The organism is Paraburkholderia strydomiana (assembly GCF_031456815.1).
Taxonomy (GTDB): domain Bacteria; phylum Pseudomonadota; class Gammaproteobacteria; order Burkholderiales; family Burkholderiaceae; genus Paraburkholderia; species Paraburkholderia caledonica.
This window is the reverse complement of record NZ_JAVDVL010000007.1, coordinates 188,775-206,821: the sequence shown is the minus strand read 5'-3', so window position 1 is coordinate 206,821 and position 18,047 is coordinate 188,775. Positions and strand designations below refer to the sequence as shown.

The following is an 18,047-nucleotide window of genomic DNA, read 5'->3' as shown; positions in this document are numbered from 1 at the left end:
TTTCTGGCGCCGATAGAATCGTCATCAGCCACAGCGCACGGACATACAGACAAGGAGGGAGAGATGGATCTGATCATCCGCCACGCGATGCTGCCGAAAAGCATCGCGCCGCAAGCCGGGCAGCCGCTCGACATCGGCATTGAAGCGGGGCGCATCGTTGCCGTGGAACCGAATCTCGCCGCCGCCGCGCGCGAGGAAATCGACGCTGCCGGCTCGCTCGTCACGCCGCCGTTCGTCGATCCGCATTTCCATATGGACGCGACGCTCTCGTATGGTTTGCCGCGCGTGAACGCGTCGGGCACGCTTCTCGAAGGTATTGCGTTGTGGGGCGAACTCAAGCCGCAACTTACGCAGGACGCGTTGATCGAACGCGCGATGCAGTATTGCGACTGGGCGGTCGCGCGCGGGCTGCTTGCAATCCGCAGTCACGTCGATGTGTGCGATCCGCGTCTTCTCGCTGTCGAGGCGCTCGTCGAAGTGAAGCGCCGCGTCGCGCCTTATCTCGATCTGCAACTGGTGGCATTTCCCCAGGACGGCGTGCTGCGCAGCCCAGGCGCTTTCGAGAACCTGAAGCGGTCGATCGCAATGGGCGTCGACGTGGTCGGCGGCATTCCGCATTTCGAGCGCACCATGGCCGACGGCGCGCAGTCGGTGCGCATGCTGTGCGAGTATGCGGCGGAGCAGGGGCTGCGCGTGGACATGCATTGCGATGAATCGGACGACCCCATGTCGCGCCACATCGAAACGCTCGCGGCCGAGACGCAGCGTCTCGGCTTGCATGGGCGCGTCACCGGCTCGCATCTGACGTCGATGCATTCAATGGACAACTACTACGTGAGCAAGCTCTTGCCGCTCATGCGCGAATCGGGCGTGGCGGCCATCGCGAATCCGCTCATCAACATCACGTTACAGGGACGCAGCGACACGTATCCCAAGCGGCGCGGCATGACGCGCGTGCCGGAGATGATGGCGGCGGGTATCAACGTCGCCTTCGGGCACGATTGCGTGATGGATCCGTGGTACAGCCTGGGCTCGGGCGACATGCTCGAAGTCGCGCACATGGGCTTGCACGTCGCGCAGATGACAGGCGTCGAAGGCATGCACGCGTGTTTCGACGCGGTCACGGTGAACGCAGCGCGCATTCTCGGTCTGGAAGGCTATGGCGTCGCGCCTGGCCGCGCAGCCAATCTCGTGCTGCTCGACGCGCGCGATCCGGTCGAAGCGATCCGTTTGCGCGCGGCGCGGCTGGCGGTAATAAGCCGCGGCAAGGTGGTGAGCCGTGCACCGGCTGCGCGCGCGGCGCTGTCGCTCGAAGGGCGTCCCGCAGAGGTGGATTTCAAGCTGCATCGCGGTTGAGCGCGGCAGGGTGCGGCCAAAGAAAAGCCGGTGTCCGCTCGCGCGGAACACCGGCTTCTTTACATCGGCACTGACCGATGCGCCGAGGGTTTCCTCCGCGCATCGTGCGGCGTTTCAATGCGCCGCGGCGGGCGTCATGCCGTTGTGTCGCAACAAGGCGTCGATGTTCGGCTCACGTCCGCGGAACGCCTTGAACGATTCCATCGCCGGACGGCTGCCGCCCACTTCGAGAATCTCCTTGCGGTAACGCATGCCGGTTGTCTGGTCGAGCACGCTGCCGCTCGCGGCCTGCGCCGCTTCCTCGAATGCCGCGTAGGCGTCGGCGGACAGCACTTCGGCCCACTTGTAGCTGTAGTAGCCGGCCGCATAACCGCCGGCAAAAATATGGCTGAACGTGTTCGGCCAACGCGAGAACGGCGCCTGCGGCACGACATGAAAGCGCTCGTTGATCTCGCTTGCAAGTTCGGTCGCGTTCTTCGTGCCTGCTGCGTCGAAGCCGGTATGCAACTGCATGTCGAACATGGAAAACACGATCTGGCGCAACGTGCCGAGACCGCTCTGGAAATTCTTCGCGGCCAGCATCTTGTCGAACAGTTCACGCGGCAGCGGCTGCGCGGTTTCGACGTGCGACGTCATGTCCGAGAGCACATCCCACTCCCAGCAGAAGTTCTCCATGAATTGCGACGGCAGTTCGACCGCGTCCCATTCCACGCCGTTGATGCCCGAAACCCCGAGCTCGTCCACACGCGTGAGCATGTGATGCAGGCCGTGCCCAAATTCGTGGAAAAGCGTGATGACTTCGTCGTGCGTGAAGCAGGCCGGCTTGCCGCCGACCGGCGCAGAGAAGTTGCAGGTCAGATAAGCAACCGGCGTTTGCACGCCGCCATGGGTATGCTTGTGACGGCCGCGCGCGTCGTCCATCCAGGCGCCGCCGCGTTTGCCTTCGCGCGCATACAGGTCGAGATAGAACTGCGCGACAAGGCCGCCGTCCTGGTTCTCGACGCGGAAAAAGCGCACGTCCGGATGCCAGACGGCTGCTTCGTCGCGACGGATGCGCACGCCGAAGAGCGTTTCCGTCACTTTGAACAGGCCTTTGAACACGGCGTCTTCAGGGAAATACTGTTTGACCTCGTTCTCTGAGAACGAATAGCGCTTCTGACGCAGACGTTCGGCGGCGAACGTCATGTCCCACGGTTGCAGATCGCTCAAGCCGAGTTCGCTTGAAGCGAATTCGCGCAACTCCTTCCAGTCCTGCTCCGCATGCGGTCGCGCGCGCGTGGCGAGGTCTTCGAGAAAAGCCATGACCTGTTCCGGCGATTCGGCCATTTTGGGCGCGAGCGATACCTCGGCGAAATTCTTGTAGCCGAGCATATGCGCTTCTTCGGCACGCAGCTTCAACTGGTCGGCGAGCACCGACGTGTTGTCCCATTCGGGCTTGCCCTTGCCGTATTGCGGGCCCAGTTCGGATGCGCGCGTCACATATGCGCGGTACATCGCTTCGCGCATCGGACGGTTTTCCGAGTACTGCATGACCGGGAAATACGACGGGAAATGCAGCGTGAACTTGTAGCCGGTCTTGCCTTCGCGCTCGGCTGCTTCCTTCGCGGCCTCGATCACGTCTTCCGGCAGGCCGGCCAGTTCCGCCTCGTTGCCGGCTTCGACGAAATACGCGTAGGCGTTGGTCGCATCGAGCACGTGGTCCGAAAACGCTTTCGACAACGCTGCCTGACGTTCCTGCAACTCGGCGAAATGCGGCTTCTGGTCTTCAGGCAATTCCGCGCCGGACAAACGGAAGTCGCGCAGCGCGTTGCCAAGAATTTTCTTGCGTTCGCTCGTCAGCGAGGCGAATTCATCGCTCGCGTTCAGCGTCTTGTACTTCTCGTAGAGCGCGAGATTCTGACCGACGCTCGACCAGAACTCGGTCACGCGCGGCAGATTTTCGCCATACACGGCGCGCAACTCGGGCGTGTCGGCGACGGCGTTCAGATGGCCCACAACGCTCCAGGCGCGCGACAGCGGTTCGGTCGCGCGCTCGACGGGCTCGACGACATCGGCCCACGAAGCGGGCGTGATCGGCCGGGCAGCGCGCTCGACGGCGGCGGCCGCATCGGCGAGCAGCACGTCAAGTGCGGGCGTGACATGTTCAGGGCGGATGTCGCCAAAGCGCGGCAGGTCGGAGAAATCGAGGAGCGGATTGTCGTGATTCGAGACGGTAGTGGACATGAGGCTTCCTGTCTGACGCGGGTGAACGGGTAATCGGTACTTTAATCGGTGCTTGAGCCGCGTGCGCGCTGCGGCGGCTCGTGGCGGCTCATGGCGGTTATTACACCGCACATCAGCATTATTGGGGCGGGGCGCGCCGATTCCAATCGCCGGCACACAAATTAGCAGATGTGGCCGCCCGTAGCGCTTTTGTGCGAAAACGAACGGTGCTAAATGGTGCCGCGCCGCATTCTGACGTGTCTATTGCGTTGCGACGCTTTTCAGCAGGAGAGGTACCGATGACCCCGCTTTCGCACGCTTTATCGCGCAAAGGCAACAATTTCGACCTCGTGCGGCTGCTAGCCGCCGTGGCCGTGGTGTATGGCCATTCGTATCTGCTGCAGTCCCCGGACGGCACGACCGACTGGGTCGAAAACGCGCTCGGTTTCGACGGTTTCGGCGCGCTCGGTGTGTACGCGTTTTTTTTGCTGAGCGGCATGCTGGTGACCGCCAGCTTCGACCGCCAACGCTCGGTGCCGCGCTTCGCCGTGCTGCGGATTGCCCGCCTGTGGCCGGCGGTGGCGCTTGGATCGCTCGTTACAGTCTTCATCGTCGGGCCGCTTTTCACGACGCTGCCGCTGCGTGAGTACTTCAGTTCGGGCATGACGTGGGCGAATCTGGACAACTTCTCGACCATCGTGATGAAAACCGGCTGGGCGCTGCCGGGCGTGTTCGAACACAACCGCTTTCCCGTCGACGTGTGCGGCCCGTTGTGGACGCTGCCGCTCGAAGTACGCTGCTACCTGATCGTGCTCGCAACCGGCTTGCTCGGGTTGCTGTCGAGCGCGCGCGGCATCGCGCTCGCGGCGGCGCTCGGCATTGCCGCTTTCGTGCTGCGCGTGCATTTGCCGCCGCATCTGACGCCGCATTCGCTGCCGCTCGTACAGATTGGCCTGCGCGACTTCACCGAGACGCCCGGCGGCTATTCGTTCTGGCCGGAGCCGTTTTTCATGCTTGGCATGCTGCTCTATGGCTTGCGGGAGCGGATCAGTATCGACGGTCTGACAGCGCTCGCATTCACCATGGTGTTCCTCGTGTTCCGCGACACGGCCGGCGCGCAGCCGCTGTTCTATCTGGCTTTTGTGTACGGTGTACTGTGGATCGGGACGACGCCGCTGTTGCGGCGGTTCGTGCCGCGCCATGACTACTCGTACGGAATTTATCTGTATGGCTTCATGGTGCAGCAATGCGTCGCGAATATCGCTCCGCAGTTGAGCCATGTGACGGCAGTGCTGATCGCCGCCCCGTTTATCCTGCTCTGCGCGGCTTTGTCGTGGCACTGCGTCGAGCGGCCGGTGCTGATGTGGTGCCGTGGGCGCCTCGCGCGCCGACGGGCGCCGCGTCCCGACGGCGTGCCGGTGAGCGAGCAGGCTGTGCGCTAGAGCGTGTGGTGAATGTGTGGGGCGGTCGATCGAGGCTTGGAGTGACGGGTTGTGTCTTCTGCGACGGCAACGCCGTGAGACGCGATGCGTGTGAGACAGACATTCGAAATGAGCGGGGCGGGGAGCAGGGCGAGGAGATGACGAGACGTCGGCTGGAAGCGACGCGAGGGTGGTCTTGAAGTGTGGCAGTAAGTGAGTCTGAAAGCGAGGCAGGAAGCGAAGCGGGAGGTCGGCTCAAATTGATGCGAGAGCCGACCTCCGAGTAGGGTGCGAAGCGAGTTGAAAGCGCGGGGCAGGGCAACGCTCAGCGCTTTCTTTTTTACCTCAAGCGTGCCGCGCGGCCTCACGTTCCGCGGCTTCGATCGTGTTGACGAGCAACATCGTAATTGTCATCGGGCCCACGCCGCCAGGCACCGGCGTGATGTAGCCGGCCACTTCCTTGACGCCTGCGAAATCCACGTCGCCGCACAGCTTGCCGGCTTCGTCGCGATTCATGCCGACGTCGATCACGGCCGCGCCCGGCTTCACCATGTCAGCGGTGAGAATGTTGCGCAGGCCGGTGGCGGCCACCACGATGTCGGCGTTGCGCGTATGCGCGGCCAGATCGCGCGTTTTGCTGTGACCGATCGTGACCGTGGCGCCCGCTTCGAGCAGCAACAGCGCCATAGGCTTGCCCACGATGTTCGAGCGTCCTATCACCACCGCGTTCGCGCCCTGAAGCGGAATGTCGTAAGCCGCAAACATCTTCATCACGCCGTACGGCGTGCACGGGCGAAACAGCGGCTGGCCGGTCAGCAATGCGCCGGCATTGGCGACGTGGAAACCGTCCACGTCTTTCTCGGGCGCGATCGCCTCGATCACCTTGTGGCTATCGATATGCGGCGGCAGCGGAAGCTGCACGAGAATGCCGTGAATGCGCGGATCGCGGTTCAGTTCGTCAATACGTTCGAGCAGTTCGGCTTCCGGCAGATCGGCCGGATAGCGGTCGAGCGATGAGCCGAGACCGTTGTCGTGGCAGGCCTTGACCTTGTTGCGCACATAGACTTCGCTTGCCGGATTGTCGCCGACCAGCACGACGGCAAGCCCCGGCTGATGGCCGCGAGCGGTGAGTGCGGCGGCGCGCGCGGCCACGTCGGCGCGCAGGGTCTTGGAAAGGGCGAGGCCGTCGATCAGTTTGGCAGTCATGGTCGGTCGAGAGGGACAGTATGGAAAGCGGAGCAGCGCGCGTGCCGCGCACCGTGGCGTTTTTCAGCGGGAACGGGTCGGCGCATGAAAAGCACGTGACGCCAATCGGAGCTAGGCGCCGCTGCAAAGTCCGTCATTATACCGGCGTGCGCGGTCATGCCGATGACGTCCGATCGACGCGAGCGCTTGCCTTGACGAAGAAGTAGCGAGGAGGAACCGACGAAAGGCCGGACTGGGCAGTCCGGCCGCTTGGGGCCGTGTGGACCGACCGCGCCGACCGGGCCGCCGGGGGCGACGGCCTTTCAGTTCGCGTGAAGCACGCCAGAAGGCGCGCCGCCGGCGCTTATTGTGCCGCTTGCTGCGGTTTGTTCGACAACGCGAGTCGCAACAGGTCGGCGACCGTGTTGACGTTCAGCTTTTCCATGATGTTCGCGCGGTGCGCTTCGACCGTCTTGATGCTGATGCCGAGGTCGTCGGCGATCTGCTTGTTCAGGCGGCCGGCAATGATCCGCTCCAGCACCTGATGTTCGCGGGCGGTGAGCTTGCCGAGACGCTCGGCGGCCGCGCGCTGCTGCTGCACGCTCGTGCTTTCGCTGCGCGCTTTGTCGAGCATGCGCTCGACGAGCTTGCGCAACTCGGCTTCGTCGAACGGCTTTTCGATGAAGTCCATCGCGCCTTTTTTCATCGTGGACACTGCCATCGGCACATCGCCATGACCTGTCACGAAGATGATCGGCAGCGACGCATTGTCGGCGATCAGGCGCTCCTGCAGTTCCAGTCCGCTCATGCCGGACATCCGCACATCGAGAATCAGGCAGGCTATCTGGCCCGGATGCTGATGCGGTTGCCATGCGTCGATGAATTGCTCGGCGCTCGAAAAGCACTGCACGCGGTAGCCGTTTGCCTCCAGCAGCCAGCGCAGCGAATCTCGCACGGCCTCGTCGTCGTCGACGACAAAGACAGTTTCCTGTGTGGTGACTGGGCTGTTCATAGCTCTCCCGTAACGGTTTGTGGTGTCGGCGCCTCTGACCCGCCGTTGCTCGGGCCGTCGGGCTCTCCAATAGGCAGACTGCAATGGAACGTGGCGCCCGTGATGTGGCCGTCTGACTCGACGTTGTTGACCACCCACAGACGGCCGCGGTGCGATTCGATAATCGAACGGCAAATGTTCAGCCCCATGCCCATACCATCGGACTTGGTGCTGTAAAACGGTTCGAACAGTCGCTCGGCCGTTGCTTCGTCGACGCCCGGACCCTGGTCGACGACGCTGATGCAGACAAAGCCGCTTTCCAGCCGCACGACCACGCGGATCACCGGATCGACCGCATTGGGCCGCGCTTCGGCCATCGCCTCGGCACCGTTCTTGAGCAGGTTGACCAGCACCTGCTCGATCAGCACCGGGTCGACGTAAATGACGGGCAGCCGCGAGCGCATGTCGGTGACGATGCGAATGCGCCGCTTGCGCACCTCGATCTCCGCGAGGCCCACCGCGTCTGCGACGATGTCCGCCACGCGCGTAGCCTGACGCTTCGGCTCGCTGCGTTTCACGAACTCGCGAATCCGCTTGATGATCATGCCGGCGCGCACCGCCTGCTGGGCGGTCTTTTCGAGCACGGGCAGCAGGTTGTCAGGCGTCGTCCGACCGGATTTAACCAGTGCAACGGTTCCCGAGCAATAGTTATTGATCGCGGCGAGCGGCTGATTCAGTTCGTGCGCGAGCGACGAGGCCATTTCGCCCATGGTCATCAGCCGGCTCGTGAACTGCAGTTTTTCGTCTTGCTGGCGCGACAGTTCCTGCGCCTGCTTGCGCGTGGTGATGTCGGTTGCGATCTGCATCTGCGCAAGGTGGCCGTCCACCCATTGAATGTACTGGCGGCGCACTTCGAACCATTTCTGGATGCTTTGCACATAGATTTCCTGCGCGTCGGCCGTGCTCTCCGTCAACGCGGCGGCAGGCAGTCCGGCGTAGGTATCCACCATATCGATCGAATCCGACGACGCCTGTGCGCTATCGAACCCGCCGCCCGCCAATTCCAGGTGGCCGTCCGGGCGGATCCCGAACAGGTGCCGGTAGTAGCGGTTGGCGAACAGCAGTTCGGCTTCATCGGCGGCGAGCACCGAGACAGCGGCGTCGAGGCTCTCCAGCACGGTCGTGAAGCGCTCGTGTGCGGCGGCAAGTTCTTCACGCGCGCGCTTGGGTTCGGTGATGTCGGTCATCGACGACATCCAGCCGGTCTGGCGGCCCGAACTGTCGATGAGCGGCGATACGTAGAGGCGCGCGTGGAACGTGGAGCCGTCTTTGCGGCGCACGCGCAATTCGAAGCCCGAGGAGGGCGCCTTGCCGCGCAGCGTCATGTCGAGCTGACGCTGCATCTCCGGATAAGCGTCGCGCGGCCAGTAAGCGAACGGTGCGGTCTTGCCGACCAGGTCGCTTTCGTCCCAGCCGGTCATCCGGCAAAACGCCGGATTCACGTGTGTGATGCGGCCGTGCATGTCGAGCACCCGCATGCCGATCAGCACGGAATTTTCCATCGCGCGACGGAAAAACGCTTCGGCGTAAAGCGCCTGTTGCGCCTCGAAACGCTGCCGCGTGTGTTTCCACAAACTCCACAGACTCCACAGCACGAAACACGATAGACCTGCCACCAGCCACACGAGTGTGTTGTTGGTGAAATTGGTCATTTGCGGGAACGCATAGACGCGCACCGAGACACCCTGGCCCGGCGGGTCGAGCGGCAGGTCGTAGAACATGTCGCGCGGCAGGCGCGGGCGCGTGGACGTGGTGGTCAGCTCGCGGTTGTTCGCGTCGATGATCGAAATCTTGTACTTGGCCGACAGCTCGGGCGGGATGTCGTGCTTCAGAATGCCTTCGACCGAAAACACGGCGGCAATCGAGCCAAGGAATTCGCGATCGCGATAGACCGGTGTTTGCAACGTGATGTAGCCGTTGCCGAGGTCGTCGTAGATGAGCGGCGAGTAGACCTGGCGGCGCGTGCTGCGCGCCTCGGTGAAGGCGGCTTTCACTGCCTCGTCCATCTGGGTGTCGTTAGGCTTCGCGAGCCGCTGTCCGAATACCGGAAGCGCCGTGCTGGGCCAGCGCGGCTGCTGCTGGCTCGTGTACCAGTTCATGTAGAGGATCTCGGGATGCCCCTGCATGATGTCCGTGGTGGACACCTGGAACGACTGCGGATCGGCGTGGCCCGCCACGAGGTCGCGGGCGAGAGCCTGGATCTGTTCTTGCGCGCCCGTCATGGACAGGCGGATCTGCTGCTGGGCCCATGCAACGTTGCGGTAGAGCGTGTCTTCCTGTTGCTGCTGCTCGCGCCGGTTCAGGCTCCACAGAATGAGGCTCATGACGACCAGGAAAACCAGGATCGACAGGAGCGGCGTGAGCAAATAGGAATTCGACCACCATGGTCCATGGTGCCAGCGGGAGGACGGCGTCGAATCCGTCGGCGAACCGGCGGTGCGCGCCGAGCGAGCGAAAAGCCGTTCGGTCAACATGCGTGGCATTGTAGCGCAGCGCGTACTTCCCAAATGGCGCAAAAAATCACGGAAAGTGCCGTTAATCGGCGCACACTAGCTCGCGTATCCGTCAAAAGGCAGTCAAATCAGGTTGCGCCGCAACAATTTTCCGCATTATGAGAACCGATCTCGTAATTCGAAAATTTTGTTGCGTGGACGTCGGGACCCTTATTACAATCGGCCGAAGCTGCCGCGGCCGTGCTTCGTCCGCGTCGTCTGTCCAAAGAGCGTTCCTCTATATCCAGGAGACGAGCATGTCCGCTGTACCCGACGAAGTCATGAAATATGTCGCCGCTGAGAAAGACGACGATCCCCAGGAAACCGGCGAATGGCTCGAAGCGCTGGATGGCGTGATTTCTGCTGTTGGCCCCGACCGTGCCCACTACCTGATCGAGAAGCAGATCGAGTTTGCCCGCGTGCATGGCGAACATCTGCCGTTCTCCGCCAACACCCCGTACATCAACACGATTCCGGTCACGCGTCAGGCGAAGATTCCCGGCGACCAGGACATCGAACACCGCATCCGTTCGTACACGCGCTGGAACGCCATTGCCATGGTGCTGCGCGCCGGCAAGGACACCAATGTCGGCGGCCACATCGCGTCGTTCGCGTCGGCGGCCACGCTGTATGACGTCGGCTTCAACCATTTCTGGCACGCGCCGTCGCCCGAACACGGCGGCGATCTCGTGTTCGTGCAGGGCCACTCGTCGCCGGGTGTGTACTCGCGCGCGTTCCTGCTCGGCCGTCTGACCGAACAGCAGCTCGACAACTTCCGCCAGGAAGTGGGCGGCGAGGGCATCTCGTCGTATCCGCACCCGTGGCTGATGCCCGACTTCTGGCAATTCCCGACCGTTTCGATGGGCCTTGGCCCGATCATGGCGATCTACCAGGCGCGCTTCATGAAGTACATGCAGGCGCGCGGCATCGCTAAGACCGAAGGCCGCAAGGTGTGGGCTTTCCTCGGCGACGGCGAAACGGACGAACCGGAATCGCTCGGCGCGATCGGCATGGCCGGCCGCGAACGGCTCGACAACCTCGTGTTCGTGATCAACTGCAACCTGCAGCGCCTCGACGGTCCGGTGCGCGGTAACGGCAAGATCATCCAGGAACTGGAAAGCGAATTCCGCGGCGCGGGCTGGAACGTCATCAAGGTCGTGTGGGGCAGCCGTTGGGACGCACTGTTCCAGCGCGACAAGTCGGGCGCGCTGATGCGCCGCATGATGGAAGTCGTGGACGGCGAATATCAGACGTACAAGTCGGAGTCGGGCGCGTTCGTTCGCGAGCACTTCTTCAATACGCCGGAACTGAAGGCGCTGGTCGCCGACTGGTCGGACGAAGACGTGTGGAATCTGAACCGCGGCGGCCATGACCCGCACAAGATTTACGCGGCGTTTTCCGAAGCCACCCAGACGAAAGGCCAGCCGACCGTCATTCTTGCGAAGACGATCAAGGGCTACGGCATGGGCGAAGCCGGCCAGGCCATGAACATCACCCACCAGCAGAAGAAAATGCAGGTGGAGCAGCTGAAGAAATTCCGCGACCAGTTCCGTCTGCCGATCGCCGACGAAGACCTGGTGAACGTTCCGTACCTCAAGTTCGAAGAAGGTTCGAAGGAACTCGAGTACATGCGTGCCCGCCGTCAGGAACTCGGCGGTTATCTGCCGGCGCGCCGTCAGAAGGCCGAATCGCTGCCGGTGCCGGACCTGTCGGCATTCGAGCCGCTGCTGAAGGGCACGGGCGAAGGCCGCGAGATCTCCACGACGATGGCGTTCGTGCGCATTCTCAACATCCTGCTGAAGGACAAGGCGCTCGGCAAACGCATCGTGCCGATCGTGCCCGACGAGTCGCGTACGTTCGGTATGGAAGGTCTGTTCCGTCAGATCGGTATCTGGAATCAGGATGGCCAGAAGTACATTCCGGAAGATTCCGACCAGCTGATGTTCTACCGCGAGTCGGAAACCGGTCAGATTCTGCAGGAAGGTATCAACGAAGCCGGCGGCATGTCGGACTGGATCGCAGCCGCGACGTCGTACTCGACGCACGGCGAGATCATGATCCCGTTCTACATCTTCTATTCGATGTTCGGCTTCCAGCGCATCGGCGACCTCGCGTGGGCCGCTGGCGACATGCGCTCGCGCGGCTTCCTGCTGGGCGGAACCGCGGGCCGCACGACGCTGAACGGCGAAGGTCTGCAACACGAAGACGGCCACTCGCTGCTGTGGGCCGCTTCGGTGCCGAACTGCATCAGCTACGACCCGACGTTCGGTTACGAACTCGCGGTCATCATGCAGGACGGCCTGCGCCGCATGGTCGCTGATCAGGAAGACGTGTACTACTACATCACGGTGATGAACGAGAACTACGAGCACCCGGCGATCCCGCAGGGCGAGAGCGTAGCGGCCGACATCATCAAGGGCATGTACGCGTTCCGCAAGGCCGATGCCGACAGCAAGGCGCCGCGCGTGCAGCTGATGGGCGCGGGCACGATCTTCAACGAAGTGATCGCCGCCGCCGACCTGCTGAAGAACGACTGGGGCGTCGCCGCCGATCTGTGGAGCGTGCCGAGCTTCACCGAACTCGCGCGCGAAGGCCACGAAGTGCAGCGCTGGAACCTGCTGCATCCGACCGAAGAGAAGAAAGTCTCGCACGTCGAGAAGCTCCTGAAGGACGCGCCTGGTCCGGTGATTGCCTCCACCGACTACGTGCGCGCGCTGACCGAGCAGATTCGCGCATTCGTGCCGCAACGTTTCGTCGTGCTGGGCACGGACGGTTACGGCCGTTCGGACACGCGCGAAAAGCTGCGCCACTTCTTCGAAGTCGACCGCTACTGGGTCACGGTGGCCGCGTTGAACGCACTGGCAGACGAGGGCACGATCGAACGTAAGGTCGTCGCCGAGGCGCTCAAGAAATACAACCTTGATCCCGCCAAACCCAACCCGATGACCGTCTAAGGCATCATTCCCCGTGTGCCACGGCGTGCGCGCCTGTTCCTGATCGTCAGGGGCAGGTGCGTGCGCGGCCCAGGAGACACTAACAATGAGTCAAGCGATCGAAGTCAAGGTGCCGGACATCGGCGATTACAAGGACATTCCTGTGATCGAGGTGCTGGTCAAGGCGGGTGATACCGTCGAAAAAGAGCAATCGCTCGTCACGCTGGAGTCCGACAAGGCGACCATGGACGTGCCGAGTTCGGCCGCCGGCGTCGTCAAGGAAGTGAAGGTCAAGGTCGGCGACAACGTGTCGGAAGGTTCGCTGATCGTCGTGCTGGACGGCGCCGAAGGCGGCGCGGCTGCTCCGGCGCCCGCTGCTGCTCCTGCGCCCGCAGCTGCACCGGCCGCAGCGCCCGCTGCAACCGGCGGCGGCCTGCAGGATGTCAAGGTGCCGGATATCGGCGACTACAAAGACATTCCCGTGATCGAAGTCGCGGTGAAGGTCGGCGATCGCGTCGAGAAAGAGCAGTCGCTCGTCACGCTCGAATCCGACAAGGCGACGATGGACGTGCCCAGCTCGGCCGCTGGCGTCGTCAAGGAAGTGAAGGTCAAGGTCGGCGATACCGTCTCCGAAGGCTCGGTCATCGTCGTGGTGGAAGCCGAAGGCGCCGCCGCGGCACCCGCTCCGGCACCCGCAGCAGCACCGAAGCAGCAAACCGAAAAGCCTTCGGACGCGCCGGTTACGCCGTCGCCCGCTCCGGCTTCGCCGTCCGCACTCGCGCAAGCGCCGGTGATTCCGGCCGGCGAGGGCGGCGCACGGCATTCGAGCCACGCGTCGCCGTCGGTGCGCAAGTTCGCGCGCGAACTCGGTGTGGATGTGACGCAGGTGCAGGGCACGGGTCCGAAAGGCCGCATTACGCAAGCTGACGTGACCGCGTTCATCAAGGGCGTCATGACGGGCCAGCGCGCAGCGCCGGCCGGTGCAGCCGCGCCCGCGGCTGCCGGCGGCGGCGAGTTGAATCTGCTGCCGTGGCCGAAGATCGACTTCACGAAGTTCGGTCCGGTCGACCCGAAGCCGCTCTCGCGCATCAAGAAGATTTCCGGTGCGAACCTGCATCGCAACTGGGTCATGATTCCGCACGTCACGAACAACGACGAAGCGGACATCACCGAACTGGAAGCGCTGCGCGTGCAGTTGAACAAGGAAAACGAAAAGGCCGGCGTGAAGATCACGATGCTGGCGTTCGTGATCAAGGCCGTCGTGTCGGCCCTGAAGAAATTCCCGACGTTCAACGCGAGCCTCGACGGCGACAACCTCGTGTTCAAGCAGTATTACCACGTGGGTTTTGCCGCCGACACGCCGAACGGTCTCGTGGTTCCGGTGATTCGCGACGCGGACAAGAAGGGTCTCGTCGAAATCGCAAAGGAAATGACCGACCTGTCGAAGGCGGCGCGCGAAGGCAAGCTGAAGCCGGACCAGATGCAAGGCGGATGCTTCTCGATCTCGTCGCTGGGCGGTATTGGCGGCACGAACTTCACGCCGATCATCAATGCACCGGAAGTCGCGATTCTCGGCTTGTCGCGTGGCGCGATGAAGCCGGTGTGGGACGGCAAGCAGTTCGTACCTAAGCTGATGCTGCCGCTGTCGCTGTCTTACGACCACCGCGTGATCGATGGGGCCGAAGCTGCGCGCTTCAATGCGTATCTTGGGGCGCTTCTTGCCGATTTCCGGCGTGTGATTCTTTGATTGTGATGTTGCGTGGGCGCTGGTTTTTTCTTTGATCCGCGTCTCCCTGTAGAACCTGCTTTCGCGTCGGTGCATTAGCGTCGCCCTTGTGCAGGGCGGCGCCTGCTTTCCTCCGTATTCCAGAGAAAAGCAGCCAGACGAATGGCGCGTTTTCGCCTGACGGCGCAGGTTCCTCGTTCATCACAGTCAATAAGAGAAGGGGACACTATGAGTCTCGTCGAAGTAAAAGTGCCGGATATCGGTGACTTCAAAGACGTCGATGTCATCGAAGTCAACATCAAACCTGGCGACGTCATCGAGAACGAACAGGCGCTGATGACGCTCGAGTCCGACAAGGCTTCCATTGAAGTGCCGAGCGACACAGCCGGTACCGTCAAGGAAGTCCGCGTCAAGGCTGGCGACAAAGTTTCGCAAGGCACGATCATCGCGCTCGTCGAAACGTCGGCGGACGCGGCGCCCGCGGAAGATGCGCCTAAGGCTCCGGCCAACGAACCCGAGAAAGCGCCGGCTGAAGCGAAACCTCAGGCTGACGCGGCGAAGCCTCAAGCCGCCGCGCCCGCGCCGCAAGCCGGTAGCTTCTCCGGCAGCGCGGACATCGAATGCGACATGCTCGTGCTCGGCTCGGGCCCTGGCGGCTATTCCGCCGCGTTCCGGTCGGCCGACCTCGGCATGAAAACGGTGCTCGTCGAGCGCTACGCAACGCTTGGCGGCGTTTGTCTGAACGTCGGCTGTATTCCGTCCAAAGCGCTGCTGCACACCGCGCTCGTGATCGACGAAGCGGAAGCGCTCGGCGCTCATGGCATCACGTTCGCAAAGCCGCAGATCGATCTGGACAAGCTGCGCGACTTCAAGTCGGGCGTCGTCAAAAAGTTGACGGGCGGCCTCGCTGGCATGGCCAAGATGCGCAAGGTCGAAGTCGTGACGGGGACCGGCTCTTTTGTCGATCCGAATCACATGGAAGTGCAGACCGAAGGCGGCAAGAAGGTCGTGAAGTTCAAGCAGGCGATCATCGCTGCGGGCTCTGAAGCGGTGAAGCTGCCGTTCATTCCGGAAGATCCGCGCGTGGTGGATTCGACCGGCGCGCTCGAACTGCGCCAGATTCCGCAGCGGATGCTGGTGATCGGCGGCGGCATTATCGGCCTGGAAATGGCGACCGTGTACGCCACGCTCGGCGCGAAGATCGACGTCGTCGAAATGCTCGACGGTCTGATGGCAGGCGCCGACCGCGATCTCGTCAAGGTTTGGGAGAAGTACAACAGCAAGCGTTTTGCGAACGTCATGCTGAAGACCAAAACCACTGCGGCAGAGGCCAAAGACGACGGCATCTACGTGTCGTTCGAAGGCGAGAAGGCTCCGGCCGAGGCCCAGCGCTACGACCTGGTGCTGGTGGCAGTCGGCCGCTCGCCGAATGGCAAGAAGATCGGCGCGGACAAGGCGGGCGTGACGGTAACGGACCGCGGTTTCATCGACGTCGACAAGCAGATGCGCACGAATGTGCCGCACATCTTCGCGATCGGCGATATCGTCGGCCAGCCGATGCTCGCGCACAAAGCCGTGCACGAAGGCCACGTTGCTGCCGAAGCGGCTCATGGCGAGAAGGCGTACTTCGACGCGCTGCAGATTCCTTCGGTGGCTTATACCGACCCGGAAGTCGCGTGGGCCGGCAAGACGGAAGATCAGTTGAAGGCCGAAGGCGTCAAGTACGGCAAGGCAGTATTCCCGTGGGCCGCTTCGGGCCGCGCGATTGCCAACGGACGCGACGAGGGCTTCACGAAGCTCCTGTTCGACGAGGAAACGCATCGCGTGATCGGCGGCGGAATTGTCGGTCTGAATGCAGGCGACCTGATCAGCGAGGTGTGTCTCGCGATCGAAATGGGCGCGGATGCCACCGACATTGGCAAGACGATTCACCCGCATCCCACGCTCGGCGAATCGATCGGCATGGCCGCGGAACTCTACGAAGGCGTGTGTACGGACTTGCCGCCGCAGAAAAAGAAGTAATGCGCACGGTACATCCGCATTGGTGCGGATCGTGCTGACGAAAAAAACGGCGCGCCCTTTGCGGGGCGCGCCGTTTTCATTTGGGACAGCGAGCTGGATAGGTTTGCTGCCGGATCGCCCCCCAGCGGGGTGGTGACGCCGCGCAAAAAAATCCCGGCGCTTCGCCGGGCAAACGATACGTCAGTCAACGTATCGGAGCGTTCGGCCAATTGAAACCGTGTGAGCGGCAACGGCACGACGCTGTTGCTTGCAGAAGCGCCGGCGCAGCGGTGAGCTGGGCCGGCGCAAATAACGCCTTCAAGTCACGCTCCCGGGCAAGCCCGAGGAGCGAGGCCCGAACGTTAGACCGGCTTCTTGGCCGAGCGCGATGCTTGCGCTGCGGCTTGCGAAGCTGCCTTCGACGCGGCCGTAGCGGCTGCGTTGAAGTTGCTTTCGGCGATTTCAACAGCCTGCTTCGTGGCCTTGTGAACCGTCTCGTACGTGGTGTTGGCGGCGGTGATGGCCGACTTGATCACGGCGACGGCGGTTTCCGAACCGGCCGGTGCATTGCGCGCGACGTTTTCGACGAGCGACTGAACCTTGCGGTTCTGCTCTTCGAATTGCGCTTCGGCTACGCGGGCGAACTCGCCTTGCGTTGCCGAGACGATTTCGTACACGTGACGGCCATACGACAGCGCCTTCTCAGCGACCGGCTGTGCGAGGCTTGCTTGCAGTGCCAGCAGTTCTTGCGCGTCTTTGACGGACAGCGCGCGTTGGGCATTTTCCTGGCTTTCCGCGAGCGTCGATTTCACGACTTGCAGGTTCAGTTCAACCAGCTTTTCGACGCCTTCGAATGCCTTGGTCGTCAGGCCGAACAGCGTTTCGAAATTAGCTTTCTGGGCTGCAGCGAATTGCTCGGGGGTCAGCAAAGTCATGGTTTACGCTCCTGGATCGCGGCCCATCTTTGCAGACCGCATTGGGTGGTGGCGAGACACAGATTCGTCTGCCCGGACCGCGATGAATTGTGCATCGCAGCAATGGATCCTATTTTAAGATGCCGCCAGCGAATGTCAAGCGGTTTTTGTGCATTGCACAATTTTAAGAAACCACTTAGAAACAATAGCTTATGCGCTGGGCATGACAAGCGCGTGACGCGGTCGAATTGACCGTTGCACTGAACTGGTGCGGCGATTTTTCGGTAGTTAGTTCCGGAAAGTGCCCGCTTTTACGCGCTAGTTGTGCGTCGCAAAGCGGGTGGAGCGCAGGGTTGTCATTTAACAAAATATCGCCGCGCAAGCGAATCGATGTAAACCATAAAGTGTCACGGAACGTTAATCGTTGATGCTGGTCGAATGCGCGTCCTTCGATTTGCAGCGGACACTTAACATCGCGCAGGCGCCGCGCATTCAAAGCGTCGCGCGAGGCGTTGCGGCGCTGGTTGCGCGGCGCTCGTGTTTCCCCTCATCAAGGTTGTCTCGAAATTGCCGTTATGCTTGAAGGATCACGCCCTTTTTGAGCGGAACGGCGATGGCGGGGCTCGGCGTCCCGATCGTTTTTTTCGATCGAGGCGCGGCACTTATTTGTATTTTTGCGATCGGAGCTTACAAGCCGGTTTAAGGAGCGCCCATAAGTGCTTCAAATTGCTAAATTTTCGTTGTTTTACTACACTTGCGGAAATCT

The 18,047-nt window shown here is 62.3% G+C and carries 10 protein-coding genes; 5 read left to right on the top strand and 5 right to left on the bottom strand.

All coding sequences use genetic code 11. The features are described from left to right. Positions 1 to 63 precede the first annotated feature (63 nt). A complete protein-coding gene (locus J2W46_RS20415) occupies positions 64 to 1,356 on the top strand; it encodes an amidohydrolase family protein (RefSeq protein WP_310355726.1) in 1,293 nt (430 codons plus the stop codon). Positions 1,357 to 1,470: 114 nt separating this feature from the next. Here the strand turns inward: J2W46_RS20415 and J2W46_RS20410 are convergent, their stop codons facing one another. Continuing rightward, positions 1,471 to 3,579: a M3 family metallopeptidase gene (locus J2W46_RS20410; RefSeq protein ID WP_310355724.1), complete on the bottom strand. Its 2,109-nt coding sequence runs from the start codon at positions 3,577 to 3,579 to the stop codon at positions 1,471 to 1,473. A 278-nt stretch (positions 3,580 to 3,857) separates the two neighbouring features. Here J2W46_RS20410 and J2W46_RS20405 point away from each other — a divergent pair, with 278 nt between their 5' ends. Then, positions 3,858 to 5,000: an acyltransferase family protein gene (locus J2W46_RS20405; protein WP_310355722.1), complete on the top strand. Its 1,143-nt coding sequence runs from the start codon at positions 3,858 to 3,860 to the stop codon at positions 4,998 to 5,000. Between the two features lie 324 nt (positions 5,001 to 5,324). Here the strand turns inward: J2W46_RS20405 and folD are convergent, their stop codons facing one another. The 3 genes from folD to fixL form a co-directional block, all read right to left on the bottom strand. Beyond that, positions 5,325 to 6,185 (bottom strand): bifunctional methylenetetrahydrofolate dehydrogenase/methenyltetrahydrofolate cyclohydrolase FolD, encoded by an 861-nt coding sequence (gene folD, locus J2W46_RS20400; protein ID WP_310355720.1) that lies wholly within the window; start codon positions 6,183 to 6,185, stop codon positions 5,325 to 5,327. A gap of 343 nt (positions 6,186 to 6,528) precedes the next feature. Then, positions 6,529 to 7,176 carry an oxygen response regulator transcription factor FixJ gene (fixJ, locus tag J2W46_RS20395; RefSeq protein WP_020065489.1) on the bottom strand — a complete coding sequence of 216 codons (648 nt, stop codon included), beginning with the start codon at positions 7,174 to 7,176 and terminating at the stop codon, positions 6,529 to 6,531. Further along, a complete protein-coding gene (gene fixL, locus J2W46_RS20390) occupies positions 7,173 to 9,689 on the bottom strand; it encodes an oxygen sensor histidine kinase FixL (RefSeq protein WP_033379390.1) in 2,517 nt (838 codons plus the stop codon). Before fixL ends, fixJ begins: the two co-directional genes overlap by 4 nt. Before the next feature lie 275 nt (positions 9,690 to 9,964). Between fixL and aceE the strand changes: the two genes are divergently transcribed. The 3 genes from aceE (at position 9,965) to lpdA (ending at position 16,388) form a co-directional block, all read left to right on the top strand. Next, entirely contained in the window at positions 9,965 to 12,661 is a 2,697-nt protein-coding gene (aceE, locus tag J2W46_RS20385) for a pyruvate dehydrogenase (acetyl-transferring), homodimeric type (RefSeq protein ID WP_204520533.1), read from the top strand. An 85-nt stretch (positions 12,662 to 12,746) separates the two neighbouring features. Next, positions 12,747 to 14,387 (top strand): dihydrolipoyllysine-residue acetyltransferase, encoded by a 1,641-nt coding sequence (gene aceF, locus J2W46_RS20380; RefSeq protein WP_310355717.1) that lies wholly within the window; start codon positions 12,747 to 12,749, stop codon positions 14,385 to 14,387. 207 nt (positions 14,388 to 14,594) lie between these two features. Beyond that, the gene (gene lpdA / locus J2W46_RS20375; RefSeq protein WP_310355716.1) at positions 14,595 to 16,388 is read left to right on the top strand and encodes a dihydrolipoyl dehydrogenase; all 1,794 of its coding nucleotides are present in this window, start codon (positions 14,595 to 14,597) and stop codon (positions 16,386 to 16,388) included. A 341-nt stretch (positions 16,389 to 16,729) separates the two neighbouring features. Here the strand turns inward: lpdA and J2W46_RS20370 are convergent, their stop codons facing one another. Further along, positions 16,730 to 17,302 (bottom strand): phasin family protein, encoded by a 573-nt coding sequence (locus tag J2W46_RS20370; protein WP_020065495.1) that lies wholly within the window; start codon positions 17,300 to 17,302, stop codon positions 16,730 to 16,732. Positions 17,303 to 18,047 lie beyond the last annotated feature (745 nt).

Coding starts and splice junctions, on each gene's coding strand:
- J2W46_RS20415 (WP_310355726.1), top strand. CDS start 64: ATGGATCTGATCATCCGCCACGCGATGCTGCCGAAAAGCATCGCGCCG.
- J2W46_RS20410 (WP_310355724.1), bottom strand. CDS start 3,579: ATGTCCACTACCGTCTCGAATCACGACAATCCGCTCCTCGATTTCTCC.
- J2W46_RS20405 (WP_310355722.1), top strand. CDS start 3,858: ATGACCCCGCTTTCGCACGCTTTATCGCGCAAAGGCAACAATTTCGAC.
- folD (WP_310355720.1), bottom strand. CDS start 6,185: ATGACTGCCAAACTGATCGACGGCCTCGCCCTTTCCAAGACCCTGCGC.
- fixJ (WP_020065489.1), bottom strand. CDS start 7,176: ATGAACAGCCCAGTCACCACACAGGAAACTGTCTTTGTCGTCGACGAC.
- fixL (WP_033379390.1), bottom strand. CDS start 9,689: ATGTTGACCGAACGGCTTTTCGCTCGCTCGGCGCGCACCGCCGGTTCG.
- aceE (WP_204520533.1), top strand. CDS start 9,965: ATGTCCGCTGTACCCGACGAAGTCATGAAATATGTCGCCGCTGAGAAA.
- aceF (WP_310355717.1), top strand. CDS start 12,747: ATGAGTCAAGCGATCGAAGTCAAGGTGCCGGACATCGGCGATTACAAG.
- lpdA (WP_310355716.1), top strand. CDS start 14,595: ATGAGTCTCGTCGAAGTAAAAGTGCCGGATATCGGTGACTTCAAAGAC.
- J2W46_RS20370 (WP_020065495.1), bottom strand. CDS start 17,302: ATGACTTTGCTGACCCCCGAGCAATTCGCTGCAGCCCAGAAAGCTAAT.